General features: G+C 74.6%; 13 protein-coding genes. 5 read left to right on the top strand and 8 right to left on the bottom strand.

Annotated elements, in window-relative coordinates:
* Positions 1 to 135: 135 nt before the first annotated feature.
* Positions 136 to 1674: an aldehyde dehydrogenase (NADP(+)) gene (locus ACQPW6_RS07195; RefSeq protein ID WP_433888699.1), complete on the top strand. Its 1539-nt coding sequence runs from the start codon at positions 136 to 138 to the stop codon at positions 1672 to 1674.
* Positions 1675 to 1704: 30 nt separating this feature from the next.
* Here the strand turns inward: ACQPW6_RS07195 and ACQPW6_RS07190 are convergent, their stop codons facing one another.
* Both ACQPW6_RS07190 and ACQPW6_RS07185 read right to left on the bottom strand, forming a co-directional pair.
* A complete protein-coding gene (locus tag ACQPW6_RS07190; protein WP_433888698.1) occupies positions 1705 to 2124 on the bottom strand; it encodes a hypothetical protein in 420 nt (139 codons plus the stop codon).
* 106 nt (positions 2125 to 2230) lie between these two features.
* A complete protein-coding gene (locus ACQPW6_RS07185; RefSeq protein WP_433888697.1) occupies positions 2231 to 3799 on the bottom strand; it encodes an MFS transporter in 1569 nt (522 codons plus the stop codon).
* A 71-nt stretch (positions 3800 to 3870) separates the two neighbouring features.
* Between ACQPW6_RS07185 and ACQPW6_RS07180 the strand changes: the two genes are divergently transcribed.
* Positions 3871 to 4845 carry a GlxA family transcriptional regulator gene (locus tag ACQPW6_RS07180; RefSeq protein WP_433888696.1) on the top strand — a complete coding sequence of 325 codons (975 nt, stop codon included), beginning with the start codon at positions 3871 to 3873 and terminating at the stop codon, positions 4843 to 4845.
* A 19-nt stretch (positions 4846 to 4864) separates the two neighbouring features.
* Here the strand turns inward: ACQPW6_RS07180 and ACQPW6_RS07175 are convergent, their stop codons facing one another.
* Positions 4865 to 5920: a pyridoxal-phosphate-dependent aminotransferase family protein gene (locus tag ACQPW6_RS07175; RefSeq protein WP_433888695.1), complete on the bottom strand. Its 1056-nt coding sequence runs from the start codon at positions 5918 to 5920 to the stop codon at positions 4865 to 4867.
* A 96-nt stretch (positions 5921 to 6016) separates the two neighbouring features.
* Here ACQPW6_RS07175 and ACQPW6_RS07170 point away from each other — a divergent pair, with 96 nt between their 5' ends.
* The 3 genes from ACQPW6_RS07170 (at position 6017) to ACQPW6_RS07160 (ending at position 11913) form a co-directional block, all read left to right on the top strand.
* A complete protein-coding gene (locus ACQPW6_RS07170; RefSeq protein ID WP_433888694.1) occupies positions 6017 to 7105 on the top strand; it encodes an amidohydrolase family protein in 1089 nt (362 codons plus the stop codon).
* A 315-nt stretch (positions 7106 to 7420) separates the two neighbouring features.
* Positions 7421 to 8653 carry an SCO1860 family LAETG-anchored protein gene (locus ACQPW6_RS07165; protein WP_433888693.1) on the top strand — a complete coding sequence of 411 codons (1233 nt, stop codon included), beginning with the start codon at positions 7421 to 7423 and terminating at the stop codon, positions 8651 to 8653.
* 248 nt (positions 8654 to 8901) lie between these two features.
* On the top strand, positions 8902 to 11913 hold the full coding sequence (locus ACQPW6_RS07160; protein WP_433888692.1) for an ABC transporter substrate-binding protein: 3012 nt from the start codon (positions 8902 to 8904) through the stop codon (positions 11911 to 11913).
* Between the two features lie 40 nt (positions 11914 to 11953).
* Here ACQPW6_RS07160 and cobC read toward each other — a convergent pair whose 3' ends face one another.
* From cobC to cbiE, 5 genes are read right to left on the bottom strand one after another with little or no spacing between them, the layout of a single operon-like run.
* On the bottom strand, positions 11954 to 13081 hold the full coding sequence (gene cobC / locus ACQPW6_RS07155) for an Rv2231c family pyridoxal phosphate-dependent protein CobC (RefSeq protein WP_433888691.1): 1128 nt from the start codon (positions 13079 to 13081) through the stop codon (positions 11954 to 11956).
* Entirely contained in the window at positions 13065 to 13967 is a 903-nt protein-coding gene (locus ACQPW6_RS07150) for a sirohydrochlorin chelatase (protein WP_433888690.1), read from the bottom strand. Before ACQPW6_RS07150 ends, cobC begins: the two co-directional genes overlap by 17 nt.
* Positions 13964 to 14644, bottom strand: a complete 681-nt coding sequence (locus ACQPW6_RS07145) for a precorrin-8X methylmutase (RefSeq protein ID WP_433888689.1) — start codon at positions 14642 to 14644, stop codon at positions 13964 to 13966. The genes ACQPW6_RS07150 and ACQPW6_RS07145 overlap by 4 nt, the downstream gene beginning before the upstream one ends.
* Positions 14641 to 16569 (bottom strand): precorrin-3B C(17)-methyltransferase, encoded by a 1929-nt coding sequence (gene cobJ / locus ACQPW6_RS07140; RefSeq protein WP_433888688.1) that lies wholly within the window; start codon positions 16567 to 16569, stop codon positions 14641 to 14643. Before cobJ ends, ACQPW6_RS07145 begins: the two co-directional genes overlap by 4 nt.
* Positions 16566 to 17777 (bottom strand): precorrin-6y C5,15-methyltransferase (decarboxylating) subunit CbiE, encoded by a 1212-nt coding sequence (gene cbiE, locus ACQPW6_RS07135; protein WP_433888687.1) that lies wholly within the window; start codon positions 17775 to 17777, stop codon positions 16566 to 16568. The genes cobJ and cbiE overlap by 4 nt, the downstream gene beginning before the upstream one ends.
* Positions 17778 to 17814: the final 37 nt, after the last annotated feature.

Below are 17814 nucleotides of genomic sequence, written 5' to 3'. Positions count from 1 at the left end.
CAGCTGGTTCGGGTTGTTCGGGTTGTTCGGCTGGGAGGGCCGGACGTAGGCTCGCAGCAGATTCACATGCGAAGACATCGTTCAGTATATAGAACGATGGAGAAACGGCAGTACGGAATCCTGGAGGTTCTTCCGGTGGCAGTCCCAGTCTGGAGCGTCGACCCCCGAACCGGGAAGCAGCGCGAGCAGGTCGCGGTCGAGGCCACGGCCCAGGAGGTGGACGCGGCGGTCCGTGCCGCCGCCGCCTCGCTTCCCGCCCTCGCCGACCGCAGCGTACGCTCCCGGCTGCTGCGCGCCGCCGCCGGGGCGCTGGAGGCGTCGGGGCCGGAGATCATCGCCGCCGCCGACGCCGAGACCGCGCTCGGCGTGCCCCGGCTGACCGGTGAACTGGCCCGCACCTCCTACCAGTTGCGCGCCTTCGCCGACGTGGTGGACGAGGGCGGCTACCTCGACGTGATCATCGACCACGCCGACCCGGCCGCGCAGCCGATCCCGCGCCCTGACCTGCGCCGCTACAAGATCCCGCTGGGCGTGGTCGCCGTCTACGCGGCCAGCAACTTCCCGCTGGCCTTCTCGGTGCCCGGCGGCGACACCGCGAGCGCGCTCGCGGCCGGCTGCCCGGTCGTGATCAAGGCGCACCCCGACCACCCGGCGACCTCCGAGCTGTGCGCGGACGCGCTGCGCCGGGCCGCAGTCTCGGTCGGGCTGCCCGCCGACACCGTCATCGTGCTGCACGGCTTCCAGGCCGGCGTCGACCTGGTCGGCCACCCGCTGGTCGCGGCGGCCGGCTTCACCGGCTCGGTGCGCGGCGGACGGGCGCTGTTCGACGCCGCCGCCGCCCGCCCCCGCCCGATCCCGTTCTACGGCGAGCTGGGCAGTCTCAACCCGGTGGTGGTCACCGAGGCCGCCGCGGCCGAGCGCGCCGAGCAGATCGGCACCGGCCTGGCCGGCTCCTTCACCCTCGGCACCGGCCAGTTCTGCACCAAGCCCGGACTCGTCCTCGCCCCGGCGGGAGAGGACGGCGACCGGCTGCTGACCGCGCTGACTGCCGCCGCCGGCGAGGTCGGCCCCGGCGTGCTGCTCGACTCCCGGATGCGCGACAACTTCCTGGCCGGCGCCGCCGCCCGCAGCGCGCTGCCCGCCGTCGGCGCCCCCGTACCGGCGGGAGACGGCGGCGAGCACGCCGTACGGCCCGGCTTCGTCACCCTGCCGGCCGCCGACCTCGCCGGCGCGGACGACTACGACCTGCTGCTGGACGAGTGCTTCGGGCCGCTCACGGTGGTCGTACGGTACGGGTCGGCCGACGAGCTGTCCGCCGTCCTCGACCGGCTGCCCGGCAACCTGACCGCGACCGCGCACCTCGGCGCGGCCGAGGCGGCCGAGTCCGACGGGCCCGCGGCGCGGCTGCTGGCCCGGCTCACCGCGCTGGCCGGACGCGTCCTGGTCAACGGCTGGCCGACCGGTGTCGCGGTCGCCCCCGCCCAGCACCACGGCGGCCCCTACCCGGCGACCACCTCCACCTCCACCTCGGTGGGCGGCACCGCCATCGAACGCTGGCTGCGCCCGGTCTCCTACCAGGACACCCCGGAGGCGCTGCTGCCGCCGGAGCTGCGGGACGGCAACCCGGCGGGCGTGCCGCGCCGGGTGGACGGGGTGCTCGAACTGGCGGGCTGACGCGAACAGCAGCCGCCGGCCCCCGCGGGCTCAGCGCGGTGCGGCGGCCGGCGGGGTCGTGTGGTGCGCCGAGGTCGGGCAGCCCCCGGTGCAGTACTTGCGCGGCTTGGTGCCCGGGCTCACGTAGTAGTCCACGCAGAGGTCCACCGGCGACCCGCCGGCCCTGGCGGTGGTCGCCGGGGCGGTGAACATCATGACGATGTGGGTGTCCGAGCCGGGGTCGCGCTGGACCCTGAGCACCTGGCCGCCGCCCGCGCTCGCGGTGATCTCCGCATCGGTGAGCACCCCGTCGGCGTCGGCCGCCGCCAGCCGGTCCCGCGCGTCGTCACCGGCCGCCAGCACCTGCGCGGCCCCGGGGCCGTGAACCGGCGCCGCGTGGTGGCCGAGCCCGCGCGCGATCATCATCCAGCCGCCGATGAACACGGCGACCGCGAGCACCGGAATGATCACAAGTCCCCACCAGGCCGCACGGAGGCATCCGTGCGATCCGGTGGGGAGGTAGGTCGGTCGGGTCGGCATGGTCCTGTATGGCCCAGAGCGGGCAGCCGCCGCTCGATCAGGTGTTCAGAGCCGGTGGTGCCGGCGTCTGGCTCCGGCGAGTGGGCCGGACGGCGGCCGGGCGCAGGGCGAGCACGGTGGCGGTCGTGGTCGCGGCCAGCAGCGCCGTCGCGATCAGCAGGCTGATCCGCAGGCCGGACTGGAAGTGGGCCTGGTCCGCGACCAGCGTGCCGAAGACCGCGACGCCCAGGCCGCCGGCCACCTGGCGGCCTGAGTTGAGCACGCCGGACGCCAGTCCGGCCCGCTCGGCCGGCACCGCTTCGAGCGTCGCGGTGGTCAGCGGCGGCACCACGAGGGCGCCGCCGAGGGCCAGCGGGACCATCGCCACCGCCAGCAGCGGCAGCGGGGTGTGCGAACCGACCAGGAGCAGTACGAGCAGCCCGGCGATCATCAGCAGTTGGCCGGCGATCATCGGCCGCCGCGGCCCGTAGCGGTTGGCGACCCGGCCCGCCACGACGTTGACGGTCGAGATCAGCAGGGTCATGGGGACGAACATCAGGCCGGTGGTCAGCGGGGACAGGCCGCGGATCTGCTGCAGGTACAGGCTGAGCGCGAAGATCATCCCGTAGAAGGCGAAGCTGAACGCCGAGCCGGTCGCGATCGACACCGACACGGTCGCGTTGCGGAACAGCCCGAGCGGCACCACCGGATGCGGGTGCCGGGACTCGATCACGAAGAACGCCGCCCCCGCGACCGCCGCGACCGCCAGCGCCAGCAGGCCGCGGCGGCCGCTCTCGATCACCGCGAAGGTCAGCGCGGCCAGCGCCAGCACCGCCGTGAGCTGCCCCGCCGTGTCCAGCGGCGCCGGCCGGCGCGGCGAACGCGCGGTGCGGGCGGTCAGCAGCACGGTGGCGACGCCCACCGGCAGGTTGACGAAGAAGATGCCCCGCCAGCCCCACGCGGTGGTCAGCGCGCCGCCCGCCACCGGCCCGAGCGCGATCGCCGTGGACGCGCCGGCCGCCCACACCGAGATCGCCCGCGCCCGGTCGCCCGCGTCGGGGAACGCCTGCCGGATCAGCGCGAGCGACGACGGCAGCACGACGGCGGCGGCCACGCCCTGCACCACCCTGCCGGTGATCAGCACCGGCAGGGTGGGGGCGAGCCCGCAGCCGGCGGACGCGGCGGTGAACACCGCGACCCCGGCCGGGAAGGCGCGGCTGGCGCCGATCCGGTCCGACAGCGCCCCGGTGGACAGCATCAGCGCGGCGAAGGCCAGCGTGTAGCCGTCCATCACCCACTGGAGGGCGGACAGTTCGCCGTGCAGGTCGTGGCCGATGGCGGGCAGCGCCACGTTGACCACCGAGCCGTCCAGGGTGATCAGGAAGAAGCCGAGGAGGGAGGCGGTCAGGGTGAGGCCGGGGGAGTGGCGGCGGCCCGGGTCGCGGGCCTCGGAGGGGAGTCGACCGGGCTTCCGGCTCCGGGACAGGAGTCGGCCGGGCTCCCGGTTCCCGGCCGGGAGCCGGCCCCGATCCCCGTTGCGGCCCGGGCCCTCGCTCCGGCCCGGGAGCCCCGCCGCCGGTGCGGACAGGCGGCCCTGAACTGCGTTGCTGACCCGTTTCGTTGCCATGATCCTCAGCCTGCCGGGGGCCGGCGGCGTACAGTAGTGGCCTGAATGCCATACACCCGGAGGTTCTGGCCATGCCGTTCGACTGCCCCCGCCCGCACCGGGTCGCGGTGATCGCCTGGGAGCCGGTGTCGATGTTCAACCTCGCCGTGTCGGAGATGCTCTTCGCCAAGGTCGAGGTGGACGGCCGGCCCGGCTACGAGGTCGTGCTGTGCACGCCGGACCCCGGCCCCATCGCCACCAGCGCGGGCGCCGACCTCGTCATCACGCACGGCCTCGAAGCGGTGCGGCGCGCCGACACGGTGATCGTGGCCGGCACCGGAGCGGGGGAGAGCCCCGACCAGCGGGTGCTCGACGCGCTGCGGGAGGCCGTACGGGCAGGCAAGCGGGTCGCGTCGATCTGCACCGGCGCGTTCCTGCTCGCCGAGGCGGGGCTGCTCGACGGGCGGCAGGCCACCACCTACTGGACGTACACCAGCGAGCTGGCCGCGCGCTATCCGGCCGTACGCATCCAGCCCGACGTGCTCTTCGTGCAGGACGGCCCGGTGCTGACGGCGGGCGGGTACGCGGCCGGGATCGACCTGTGCCTGCACATCATCAGGACCGACTACGGGGCCGCCACCGCGAACACGGTGGCCCGGCTCGCGCTGGTCGCGCCGGTACGGCCGGGCGGGCAGGCGCAGTTCACCCAGACACCGCTGCCGGCCGAGCGCGGCTCGTCGTTCGCCGAGACCAGGGCGTGGGTGATGACCCGGCTCGACCAGCCGCTGACCCTCACCGACCTGGCCAGGCACGCCGCCGTCAGCGTCCGCACCCTGACCCGGCGGTTCCACGCCGAGACCGGGCTCAGCCCGTTGCAGTGGCTGCTGCACCAACGCGTCGAGCGGGCCCGCGAGTTGCTGGAGACCACCACGCTGCCGGTCGACCAGGTCGCCCGCGCGTCCGGCCTCGGCACCGCCGACTCGCTGCGCGGGCACCTGATGCGCCGGGTCGGCCTCACGCCGAAGGACTACCGCGCCACGTTCAGCCGGCTGCCCGCGGCGGTCTGACGCCGGTCGTCCGCGCGGGTCAGCCGCGCAGGGCCTGCTCCAGCGCCGACAGCGTCCGGGCCAGGACGGACGGGTCGGCCGCCGAGCCGTAGTGGTTGATCCGCAGCATCGACGCGGCCAGCGGACCCGGCGACCCGGACAGCGGCAGTCCGGGGTCCGACTCCAGTGCCCGCGCGGCGAGTTCACCCGCGTGCACGCCCTCCGGGGTGCGGACGGTGGTGGCGACCGGCGCCGCGTGCCGCGTTTCGGTGACGTAGGGCGCCAGGCCGAGCCGCCCGACGCCCTCCCGGGCCGCCGCCGCGACCGCCCGGTGCCGGTCCATGACCGCCGGCAGCCCCTCGGCCGCCAGCCGGTCCAGGCACGCGTCCAGCGCCAGCATCTCCAACTGCGCGGGAGCGTGCGGCAGCGCCCGCCGGCCGGTGTCGATCCAGCGCTCCTTCCAGTCGAGCAGCGACAGGTACGACCGCCGGGGCGCCGCCGGGTTGTCCGCCATCCGCTGCCAGGCCCGCTCGCTGACCGCCACCGCGGACACCCCCGCGGGGCCGCCCATCGCCTTCTGGCCGCCGATCACGCACAGGTCGACGCCCCACTCCTCGGGCAGCAGCGGCTCCGCCGCCACCGAGGCGACCGCGTCCAGCATGAACAGCGCGCCGTGCGCCCGCACCGCCGCGCCGATCTCCGCGACCGGATTGGTGTTCCCGGTCGCGGCCTCCGCGTGCACCAGCGACACGAAGTCGATCTCCGGGTGCTCCGCGAGCGCCGCCGCCACCTGCTCTGCCCCGACCGCCGTGTCGTACGGCACCGCGAGGTCGACCACCCGCGCGCCCGCGTCCCGCAGCCAGCCGCCGAACGTCTCGCCGTACGGGCCGGTGATCACGTTCAGTGCCGTCGAGCCCGGCCGGGCCGCGCTCCGGACGCAGCCTTCGAGCGGCAGCAGCGCCTCCCCCTGGGTGATCACCACGTCATGCCCGGTGGACAGCAGCGCCGCCACCTTGCGTTCGACCGAGGCGAACCGCTCGGCGGTCAGCGGCGGCAGATCGAGCAGGTCGGACGGGTCGAGCCGGGGGTGGGACACGGTGCAGCGCTCCTGGAGGCAGACGGGGGCCGTACGACCCGAGACTACCCAGCGCCTCCTACAACGCGGCGCACCCCTGAACGTACAGTGCCGTCCATGGCTGAACGCGAGGTGCTGCACATCAAGGGCCGGGTGCTGGCCGGACCCCAGGACGTGGCCGACGAGCTGTGGGTCGTCGGCGGCCGGATCACCTACGACCGCCCCGCGGCGGAGGCGGACGCGACGATCACCGGCTGGACGCTGCCGGGGCTGGTGGACGCGCACTGCCATGTGGGGCTCGACGCGCACGGCGCGGTGGACCGGGCCACCACCGAGAAGCAGGCGCTCGAAGAGCGCGCCGCGGGCACCCTGCTGGCCAGGGACGCGGGGTCGCCGAGCGACACCCGCTGGATCGACGACCGCGAGGACCTGCCGAAGATCATCAGGGCCGGCCGGCACATCGCCCGCACCCGCCGCTACATCCGCAACTACGCCCACGAGATCGAGCCGGGCGTCCTGACCGCCTACGTCCGGCAGGAGGCCCGGCGCGGCGACGGCTGGGTCAAGCTGGTCGGCGACTGGATCGACCGGGAGGTCGGCGACCTGACCGCCTGCTGGCCGAAGGACGCGCTGTCCGAGGCGATCGCCGCCGCGCACGAGGAGGGCGCCCGGGTCACCGCGCACTGCTTCGCCGAGGACTCGCTCGCCGACCTGGTCGAGGCGGGCATCGACTGCATTGAGCACGCCACCGGACTGACCGACGAGACCATCCCGCTGTTCGCCGGGCGCGGCGTGGCGATCGTCCCGACGCTGGTCAACATCGCCACCTTCCCGGCGCTCGCGGTCGGCGGCGAGACCAAGTTCCCGCGCTGGGCCGTCCACCTGCGCCGGCTGCACGCCCGCCGCTACGAGACGGTGCGGAACGCCTACGACGCCGGGATCGCGATCTACGCGGGAACGGACGCGGGCGGCAGCCTCGCCCACGGGCTGGTCGGCGAGGAGGTGGCGGAGCTGGTCAAGGCCGGGCTGCCGGCCGAGGCCGCGCTGTCGGCCGCCACCTGGGGCGCGCGCGGCTGGCTCGGCCGGGACGGGCTGACCGAGGGCGCCGCCGCCGATCTGGTGGTCTACGACGCCGATCCGCGGGAGGACGTGCGGGTGCTGGCCGCGCCGCGGCGGATCGTGCTGCGCGGCACGGTGGTCGGCTGAGCCAGTGCCCCCGCGTGCGCGTCGGCTGGTTGACGACCCGTAACGCCGTCGCCGCCGCGGGAGTTGAGCACCGACCGCTTCGCCCGGGACGTCAACAGGGGCGGTGCGGTCATCCCGTGAAGCGGGTGACGGGAGGGAACGGTCGTGCCACAAGATTCGAAGATGTTCACGGAAACCACCCTTATGGGTGAACTAGCTCCACGTAGCCGCCAATTCACCCTCAGTGCGTAAACATTGCCGGGTCGAGGTCCCCGGCGGCTGTCCCCTTATCAGCCCGCGCCGGGGACTCCATGCCACTCGTGGGGGTCTTCCACTTTGTACCGCACCATCAACTTCTGCCTGCCCGCGCGTCGTTCGGCTGCCGCTATCGGCGCCGCCGTCGCTCTCGCTGCGTCCGGCGCCGTCCTCGCGCCGGCCGCGCAGGCGGCACCGACTCACAACTACGACGAGGGCTCGTCCCAGGCCACGGTGCTGCGCGCCGGACTCGACGTATCGCTGCTGAACCGCACCGTCGACCTGCCCGTCAACGTCTCGCTGAACGACGTGAAGGCGCCGGCCACCGCCAAGGAGACCGCGCTCACCGTCAAGGTCGGCAGCGGGGTGGAGGGCGGCCGGGCGATCAGCATCCTGCGCGCCGACGTCGCCACCGCCGACGCCACCGCGGACCGGCACAAGGCGGAGGGCTATGTGAACATCACCCACGCCCAGGTCCATGTGCCGGGGCTGCCGCTGCTCGCGCTGGTCAAGGCGGACGCGATCACGTCCAAGGCGACCTGCGAGGTCGGCCACCGGCCCACCGCGCACTCGGAGTTGGCCGGCATCACCCTGCTGGGCCGCCGGATCGCGCTGAACGCCGTCGGCAGCACCAACCTGAACGTTCCGGGCGTCGGCAGCGTCGACCTCGCGCTGACCAGCTCCTCCGTGACCTCCGACAGCGCCGCCGCCACCGCGCTCGAACTCAAGGTGCACATCAACCCGTTGAACCTCGGCGTGGCCGACGTCAGCGGGGAGGTGACGCTCGCGAAGGCGACCTGCCGGACGCCGCACACGAGCGGCGGCTCGACGGGAGGGTCCACGGGCGGGTCCACGACGGGCGGTTCGACGACCGGGGGTTCGACCACCGGTGGTTCGACGACGGGCGGGTCCACGACCGGCGGGTCCACGTCCGGGTCCACCACGGGCGGCTCCACGTCCGGCGGTTCGACCACCGGCGGATCGACGTCGGGTTCCACGTCCGGTTCCACGTCCGGCGGTTCGAGCGCATCCGGCGGCAGCTCCTCCGGCGGTTCGACCACCGGCGGTTCCAGCTCCGGTACGTCGGGCGGCTCCCCGGCCGGAGGCAGCCACGCCGGCACCGGCGGTTCCTCCGGCTCCGACGCGCACACCCAGACCGTCGCCGACACCAACGGCAACCTCGCCGAGACCGGGGCCAGTTCGTCCACCCCGTACCTGGCGATCGGCGCGGTCGGACTGATCGTGGCGGGCGGCGGCACCTTCCTGCTGACCTCCCGGCGCCGCCGGAACGCCGCCGCCGACCCGCGGGACTGACCGCAGGACCGAACGCGGGACTGACCGCCGCAAACCTCCCCGACCGCGTCGCGACCGCCCCGGAACGCCGCCGTGACAAGGTCACAAGGGGGGAACGAGACAGGGGGCGGTGCCGTCGAACCGGCACCGCCCCCTAGTCTTTCCGTATGAACGGAGACTCAACTACCGTTCATCTGAGGTGACGTACGTCCATCTCAGCGCGGCGCTGGGCATGGACAACAGGCGCTGGGGCGCCAGGGCGGGCGGGCATGGCTGACGGGCTATTCGCGGGGCGGTACGAGCTTGCCGGACTGCTCGGATCGGGTGGGATGGCCCGGGTGCACCGGGCCAAGGACACCAGGATGGGCCGGCCCGTCGCGGTCAAGACGCTGCTCCCGGAACTGGCCAGCGACCCCGACGCCCGCCGCCGGTTCGCCCGCGAGGCGCGGGCCGCGGGCGCGCTGAACCACCCCGGCATCGTCACCGTGCACGACCAGGACGAGACCCAGGGCGCCGACGGCGCGGTGGTGCCGTACCTGGTGATGGAGTACGTGCTCGGCGGCACCCTCGCCCAACTCGTCCGCGAGCAGGCCCCGTTCGAGCCCGAGCGGGCCGTCCGCATCGTCTGCGACATCCTCGACGCGCTGGCCCACGCGCACAGCCACGGCACCGTGCACCGCGACGTCAAGCCCGCCAACGTGATGGTCACCCCCGAAGGCACCATCAAGGTCGCCGACTTCGGCATCGCCCGGGTGCTGGACAACGACGCCCGGCTGACCACCACCGGCTCGGCGATCGGCACCCCGAGCTACATGTCGCCCGAGCAGATCAACGGGCTCGACGTAGACGCGCGCAGCGACGTGTACTCCACCGCCTGCGTGCTGATGGAACTGCTCACCGGCAGGCCGCCGTTCACCGACGGCAACCAGATCAACCTCATGTACTGGCACGTGCACACCGCGCCGCCGGTGCCCTCCAGCCGCAACCCGCGGGTGCCGCGGGAGCTGGACGCGCTGGTGCTGGCCGGCCTGTCCAAGAACCCCGAGGACCGGCCGCGCGACGCGGGCGCCTACCGCGACCTGCTGCGCGGCTGGCTGACCGCCGCCAGCTCCAGCGCGCTGACCGGCCCCGCCACCTCCCCGGTACGCGACCCGGGCCGGCCCGCACCGATCCCCGCTCCGTCGGTGGACCCGCGCGCCACCTACGGGTTCGGGCCCGCGCTGCCGGCCATGACGCCCGATCTGGCGAAGCCGCCGTCCACCCCGTCCGCCCCCGGCACCCCGCCGCCGTTCGACCGGGGCGGCCAGCGCGACGCCACCCCGCCGCCGTCGGGCCGGCCCGAGCATCCGGCGTATTCGCGCAGCCCGCAGGTGCCGCTGCCGCCGCCGTACCTGCCGAGCACCCCGCCGCCGCTGAACATCAACGCGCAGGCCGCCCCGGCCGGCACCGGCGAGCACCCGCGGCGCAACCGCCGCCGCTGGATCGCGGCCGGTTCCGGCGTGGTGGTCGCGGCGGTCGCGGTCTCGGTGACGCTGGCCTTCGCACCGCACGGCGGCGGCCCCGGCCCCGATCCGACCCGCCCGCCGACCACCGTCGTGCAGAACGCAGCACTCGCGCTGCACGGCGGCAAGGAGGGCAGCGGCTATGGCGGCGGCCTCGACGGCGTGGTGCGGCCGTCCACCAAGAAGGGCGGCACCCTGCGCATCGTGTCGTCCTACTGGACCGACGAGATGCTCGACCCGGCCGCCACCTACGACCAGTCCTCCTGGGACCTGCAACGCCTCTACCTGCGCAAGCTGGTGGACTACGCCCCGGCGCCCGGTCCGGCCGGCGGCAAGCTGGTGCCCGACCTGGCCACCGACACCGGCAAGCTCAGCCCCGACGGCCGAACCTGGACCTTCCACCTCAAGCCGGGCGTCACCTTCCAGGACGGCACGCCGATCACCTCCGAGGACATCAAGTACGGCATCGACCGCACCTTCGACCGCACGGTGTTCCCCGGCGGGCCCACGTACTTCCTCGACCTGCTCGACCAGGGACAGCACTACGCCGGCCCGTACAAGGACTCCGACCCCGACGGCCTCGGGCTCAACTCGGTCAGTACGCCCGACGACTCGACCATCAAGTTCACCCTCGCCAAGCCCTTCGCGGACTTCCGCTACGTGCTCGCCCTGTCGATCGGCGCCCCGGTGCCACGCAAATCCGACACCGCCGGCGGCAAGGACTACCAGAAGTCGCCGGTGGCCAGCGGCCCGTACAAGGTCTCCTCCTACGATCCGGGCAAGTCGCTGCACCTGGTGCGCAACACCGCCTGGAACCAGTCGACCGACCCGATCCACTCGGCGCTGCCCGACGACATCGACGTGCGGTTCCTGGACTCGCAGGACGCGGTGGACGACGAGTTGTTCAGCGGGGCGGCCGATCTCGACCTCAACGGCAGCCTGCTGTCCGACACTTCGGAGACCAAGCTGCTCAACGACCCGAAGCTGAAGGCGAACACCGACCTGGTCTTCAGCGGCGCCACCCGCTATCTGAGCCTGCAGACCAACGTGGCCCCGTTCAACGCCTACCAGTGCCGGCGGGCGATCCAGTACGCGGTGGACCGCAGCGCGGTCCGGGCCCAGTTCGGCGGGCAGTACGACGGCGGCGACATCGCCACCACGATGCTGCCGCCGACCACCGACGGCTACACCGCCACCGCCACCCCGTACGGCAGGACCGACGGCACGGCGTTCCCCGACGCGGCGAAGAAGCAGACCGCCGCGTGCGGCCACCCGAACGGCTTCAGCACCACCCTCGTCGGCACCTCGGGCTCACCGAAGGTGCTCGGCGCCATGACCAGCATCCAGGCGGCGCTGGCGAAGGCCGGCATCACCGTGAAGATCGAGACGGTGACCTCGCAGGTCCTCTACGACACGCTGGCCAAGCCCGACCAGGTGAAGGCGAGGGGCTGGGGCATGGTCCTGACCAGCTGGGCGGCCGACTGGCCCACCGGCGGCGGCTTCCTGCGCTCCCTCGTGCAGACCGACGGCAGCAACAACTACTCCGGGCTGAGCGACACCAGCATCGACAACCTGATCAACAAGGCCGACGGGCAGTCCAACCCCGGCGACGCCGCCAAGACCTGGCAGCAGATCGACCAGACGGAGATGGGCGAGTCCACGCTGGTGCCGCTGCTCTACCCGCGGCATCTGGTCTACCACGGCAGCCGGCTCACCAATGTGTACGAGCACGTGGTGCTCGGCGGGGTCGATCTGACGGCGCTCGGCGTCTCGGGGTAATAACAGGGCCGCCGCGGCCTGTTCCGGTCGTCGCCAGCCGTCACGGCTCGGCGAGCGCCGTGCTCAGCGCGTTGCAGAAGCCGTCCGTCGTGGCGCGGTCCCGTACCGCCACCCGCAGCCAGTCGGGGCCGAGACCGGGGAAGGTGTCGGCGCGGCGCACCGCGTAGCCCAACGCCCGCAGCCGGAGCCGGACGTCGGCCGCGTCCGGCAGCCGCAGGAGCAGGAACGGTCCCGCGGGCGCGCTACCCGCGACCCGCACTTGGGGGATGCCCTTCAGCCGTTCCAGCAGATACGCCCGGTCCGCGCCGATCTGCCGGGCCGCCTGCGCCGCCTCGGCCAGCGCCTCTTCCGTCATGCAGGCGCGGGCCGCCGCCAGGGCAGGGGTGGACACCGCCCACAGCGGCTGGGCGCGTTGCAGCGCGGCGACCAACTCCGCGTCGCCGAGCACGTATCCGATCCGCAGGCCCGCCAGGCCCCAGGTCTTGGTGAGGCTGCGCAGCACGACGAGCCCCGGCACCTCGCGGGCGTCGGCGAGCGACTCGCCCTCGCCCGGCACCGCGTCCATGAACGCCTCGTCCACCACCAGGGTCCGGCCCGGCCGGGCCAACTCCGCGACCAGCGCGGCCGGATGGAGCACGGAGGTCGGGTTGGTCGGGTTGCCGAGCACCACCAGGTCCGCGCCGTCCGGTACGGCGGCCGGGTCGAGCCGGAAGCCCTCCGGCGGCAGCAGCACCCGTTCGACCCGATGGCCCGCGTCGCGCAGCGCCGCCTCCGGCTCGGTGAACTGCGGGTGCACCACCACCGCGTGGCGCGGGCGCAGCGCCCTGGCCAGCAGCACGAACGCCTCCGCGGCGCCCGCCGTCAGCAGCACCTCGTCGTAGGGCCGATGGTGCCTGGCCGCCACCGCGTGCCGGGCCCGGCGGCCGTCCGGGTAGCCGGCAAGTCCGGTCAGCGACGCGGCGATCCGCTCGCTCAGCCAGGCCGGGGGCGTTCCCGCCCGGACGTTGACGGCCAGGTCGATCAGGCCGTCGCCGACCTCGGTGTCGCCGTGGTGCCGCAGGTCGAACTCGGCGTCCGGAGCCGGGATGTCGGCCGGTTCATGGCCGGCCGGCTGGTCGCCGTGGCCGGGGCGGTGGTCGCCGCGGCCGTGCTCAGTGGGAGTGCGCATGGTGGTGGCCCTCGCCGTGCGGGTGGGCGGGGTCCTCGGGGTGGTGGTGCGGCTGCTGCGGCAGGCCGACCCGGTCCTCGAAGCCGGGCAGCTTCACCCGGTAGACGCAGGAGTCGCAGTTCATCCGCAGGTCGCCCTCGACGGTCTCGCGGTAGCGCTCCATCACCAGGTCGGCCAACTCCGGCTCGGGGCCGATCACTTCGGCGCACCCCACCGGTACCTCCGGGTGCTCGGCGGACCAGCCGGCCGCCTGGTCGCGTACCCGGTCGGGCAGCACGCCGGGAAACAGGAAGTACGGCAGGACGACCACCCGGCGGGCGCCGAGCAGCCGGCAGCGCTCCAGGCCCTCGGGCACCGACGGCCGCGCCAGCGACACGAACGCGGTCTCGACGCCCGCGTATCCGCGCCCCTCCCACAGCAGCCGGGCCGCCTTGAACACCTCGGCGTTGGCGTCCGGGTCGGTCGAACCCCGGCCCACCAGCAGGACGGTGGTCGCCGCGCGGTCACCGCCGTCCCGGGCCAGCACCTCGTCGATCCTGCGCTCCAGCACCGCGAGCAGGCCCGGGTGCGGGCCGAGCGGGCGGCCGTAGCTGAACGCGATGCCCGGGTGCCGCCGTTCCTCGCGGGTCAGCGCCGCCGGTATGTCGCCCTTGGCGTGCCCGGCGGACACCAGCACCAGCGGCACGGCGGCGAACCGGCTCACGCCGGCGGCGGCCATCGCGGCGACGGAGTCAGCGAGCGGCGGCGGCGAGAGCTCGATGAACCCGCCGCCGACCGGCAGCCCGGGGCTGGCGGCGCCGAGCCGGGCGACGAAGGAGCGGAAGGCTTCCGCGCCGGCCTCGTCGCGGGTGCCGTGGCCGACGAGCAGCAGGGCGGGGGGATTCACGGGGTGTTCTCCTTCGGGGGGTGCGGGGCGTTCAGGGAGTGGTCGGCCGGGGCGACGGTGCTGCGCGCTCCCGGGTGCGGCGGGAGCGGATACGGCGTGTACAGCAGGGCGTTGAGGGCGGCGGCGGCCACCGCGGAGCCGCCCTTCTCCGACACGTTGCTCACGGCGGGCAGTCCGGACGCGCGCAGGTGCGCCTTGCTCTCGGCGGCGCCGACGAAGCCGACGGGCAGGCCGATGACCAGCGCGGGTTCGGCGTCCAGCGTCAGCAGTTCCTCCAGCGCGGTCGGCGCGCAGCCGATCACCCAGACCGCGCCCGGTCCGACCTCCGCGAAGGCCAGCCGGACCGCCCGCGCACTGCGGGTCAGCCCGTCCGGCCGGGTTCCGTTGACGGTGCTCGTGGCGGCGTCGGCGAGCCGGCACACCGCGCGCCTGGCGGTGATGCCGGCCGCGACCATCTCGACGTCCGCGACCACCGGCGCGCCCGCGTGCAGTGCGGCGTGCGCCGCCCGCAACTCGGCCTCGTCGCAGACCAGATCGTCGGCGTAGGCCAGGTCGGCGCTCGAGTGGATCACCCGCTCAAGGACTGCCCGGCGCAGTGGCGGCAGACCGGTGGTGTCCAGGCGGGAGCGCAGGATCCGGAACGACTCCTGCTCGATGGGGTGGACGGTGCGGGTCACTTCGCGGCTCCCTGTGGCGGTTGCGGCGTTGGGGCGGCGGCCTGCCAGCGGTAGCCGCGCGGGGTCACCATCCGGCCCGCCACCGTACGGGTGGCGGTGTTGCCGACCGTGACCACCGTGACCATGTCCACGGTGCCGACGTCCAGCGCGGCCAGCGTGGTGACCGCGACCCGCTCGTCCGGGCGGGACGCGGCGTGCACCACGCCGACCGGGGTTTCGGGAGACCGGTGCTCGGCCAGGATCGACAGCGCCTTGGGCAGTTGCCAGTCCCGGCCACGGCTGCGCGGGTTGTAGAAGGTCACCACCAGATCGGACGCGGCGGCGGCCCGTACCCGCTTCTCGATCACGTCCCACGGGGTGTGCAGGTCGGACAGGCTGATCGACACGTGGTCGTGCCCGAGCGGGGCGCCCAGCAGCGCGGCGGCGGCCAGCGCGGCGGTGACACCGGGCACGCCGATCACGTCGATGTCGTCGGCGGCCTCGGCGAGCGCGGGCGACGCCATGGCGTAGACCCCGGCGTCGCCGCTGCCGATGAGCGCGACCGCATGCCCGGCGCGGGCCTGCGCGACGGCGGTACGGGCCCGTTCCTCCTCCGCGCCGAGCCCGGACTCCAGCACCCGGGTACCGGGCCGGAGCAGATCGCGGATCTGCGCCACGTACTGGTCGAGCCCGACCACGACCGACGCTTTGCGCAGCTCCGCGACGGCGCGCGGCGTCACCAAGTCCCTTGCCCCGGGCCCGAGTCCGACCACGGCGAGCCGCCCGCGCGGCCTGCGCCTGGCGACGGCCACGGTGGCCATCGCTGACTTCCGCTTCTCCACGACGAGTTCGCCGCCGGGAGCGCCCAGCAGGGCGGCGGCCTCGGCGACGGAAGCGGTGCCGACGGCGGCGAGCGGGGCCGCTGAGGGGTTGGGCACGGCGACCCGGGACAGCTCGTCCGCCCCGAACGTGAGCAGCGGCACCCCGAGTGCACGCGCCGCTTCCACGATCCCGCCCTCGTCGGCCTTGACCTGCGCGGTGGCAACCGCGACCACACTCCCCGCCGCGAGCCCGGCCCCGGCAAGTGCCCCCGAGATGAGTCCCAAGACCTCGGAGCTCTCGACCCCCCGACTGGCCCCGACCCCGACAACCAGAGAGGGAGGCCGCACGACCACCCGCGAGGGGTGAATGGGAACGACCCGATCGGTAACCCAGAGCTGGGCGGTTTCGCCTGCGAGATCCCCGCCGGACGGCCGGGGGCCGCCGGTCGGGGACGGCGAGGCGGGGGTGTCCGTCGGGTTGCCGGGGACGCCCGGCTCCTCCTGCTCCGCCGGGTGCGGGGGAAGCAAGACGCTGGTGTTCGGCGGTGACGAGCCGGGCTCGGCCGGTGGGTTGCCGGGGGTGTCCGGCTGACCCTCTTCCGTCGGAGGCGGTGTCGCGGGAAAGCCCCCGGCCGGCGTCAGCGGAAGCGGGGGGAGCGGCCACGTCGCGTCCGCGTGGAAATCGATCGGCGTGCCGTTCAGGAGGGCGCGGGAGACCGCTGCCACCGCGCCCTCCACCGGGTAGGGGAGCGCGTCCAGGGCGGTCTGGTTCGTCGCGTCCGTTGCCGTGGTGATCACCGGGGCGGCGCCGAGCTGGGCGGAGACCTCGCTCGCCAGGGCGTTCGCGCCGCCCGCGTGGCCGCCGAGGAGGGCCACCGCGTAGGTGTGCGCCTCGTCCACGGTCACCACGCCCGGGTCCGTCGTCTTCGACGACAGCAGCGGGGCCAGCAGCCGCACCGCCGCGCCGGTCGCGAGGAAGAGGACCAGGTGGTCGCACTCCGCGAAAGCGGCTGGCAGAACGTCCCGCACGGGACCCTCGTAGCGCCGGGTCCGTCCCGGCCACGCGGCGGCCAGCCGCTCGCAGCCGGTGCGGCCTGCCGCCGTCGCGTGGATGAGTCCGATCACGAGCCTGCTCCTTGGGTTGTCGCCGGGCGGGTGGCCCACAGCACGAAGACGGGGTTCACCGCGGCCAGCCGGGTCACCTCGCCGGGCAGCGGCGCCAGCCGCGCGGACTGGAGGAGGACGCCGTCCGCCACCAGGCCCGCCGCGCGCAGCGCGCCCCGAACCTCGGGCACCCGGTCCACCGCCGCCAGCGTCACCACCACGACCCGGCGCGCCCGCCGCGCGCACGCGGTCACGACGGCGGCCAGATCCGCGCCGCCGCCACCGATGAACACCGCGTCGGGGTCGGGGAGTTCGTCCAGCGCCCCGGGCGCGGACCCGGTCGCCACCTGGACGTCGACCCCGTGCGCCGCCGCGTTCGCCCGCACCCGATCTGCCGCGTCCGCGTCCCGTTCGACGGCGACCACCGCCGCCCCGAACCGCGCGCATTCCACGGCGACGGAACCGGACCCGGCCCCGATGTCCCACACCAACTCCCCGGTCCGCGGTCCGAGTCGGGCCAGCGCCAGCGCCCGCACCTCGGACTTGGTGACCATCGAGTCGCGGTGCGCGAACTCGCTCTCGGGCAGCGCCCATCCGGCCGGTGCGCCCGCTGGCCCGGCGATCGTCCGCACCGCCCCGCCTCCGCCTCCGTCCGCCGCCGAAGGCGCCAGACACAGCACCACCGCGACCTCGGCGCCCCACTCCCGCCCGGCCGCCTCCTCCGGCGAGACCCGCACCACGCGCTCCGCGTCGGTGCCGAGCGCCGTGCCCACCACGAGGTCGCGCTCGACGCCGGTACGTGCCAGGGCCGCCCCCAACTCGGCCGGTCCCGCGCCGGGCCCGGTCAGTACGGCGGTCTTGCGGTGCGCCCGGCAGACGTTCACCGCGGTCCGCAGCTCGCGGCCGTGCGCGCTCACCACCACCGCGTCGTCCCAGCTCAGCCCGGCCCGGGCGAAGGCGACCGCGACCGACGGCGCCGACGGCCGAACGTCGAGCGCCGCCGCGCCGAACCGCGCCGCGAGCACCCGGACGATCCCGAAGAAACCGGGGTCGCCGGACGCCAGCACCACGATCCGGGCGCCGGGCTCGGCCGCGTACTCCTCGATCACGTCGAGTGCGGGTCCGAGCGGCCCGAGCACCAATCGCCTCACGCCGGGCGGCAGTTCGGCCGCGTCCAGGTGCCGGGCGGCGCCCACCACCAGATCCGCGCCCGCCACCTCAGGCGGCACGCCACCAGAGCCCGTCCCCGTCCCCACCACCGTGATC

The sequence above is a fragment of the Streptomyces sp. CA-111067 genome, from assembly GCF_050956065.1.
In the GTDB taxonomy this organism is placed as follows: Bacteria; Actinomycetota; Actinomycetes; order Streptomycetales; family Streptomycetaceae; genus Actinacidiphila.
This window is presented reverse-complemented; position numbering and strand designations above follow the sequence as displayed.

Coding starts and splice junctions, on each gene's coding strand:
- ACQPW6_RS07185 (WP_433888697.1), bottom strand. CDS start 3,799: ATGGCAACGAAACGGGTCAGCAACGCAGTTCAGGGCCGCCTGTCCGCA.
- ACQPW6_RS07180 (WP_433888696.1), top strand. CDS start 3,871: ATGCCGTTCGACTGCCCCCGCCCGCACCGGGTCGCGGTGATCGCCTGG.
- ACQPW6_RS07170 (WP_433888694.1), top strand. CDS start 6,017: ATGGCTGAACGCGAGGTGCTGCACATCAAGGGCCGGGTGCTGGCCGGA.
- ACQPW6_RS07160 (WP_433888692.1), top strand. CDS start 8,902: ATGGCTGACGGGCTATTCGCGGGGCGGTACGAGCTTGCCGGACTGCTC.
- cobC (WP_433888691.1), bottom strand. CDS start 13,081: ATGCGCACTCCCACTGAGCACGGCCGCGGCGACCACCGCCCCGGCCAC.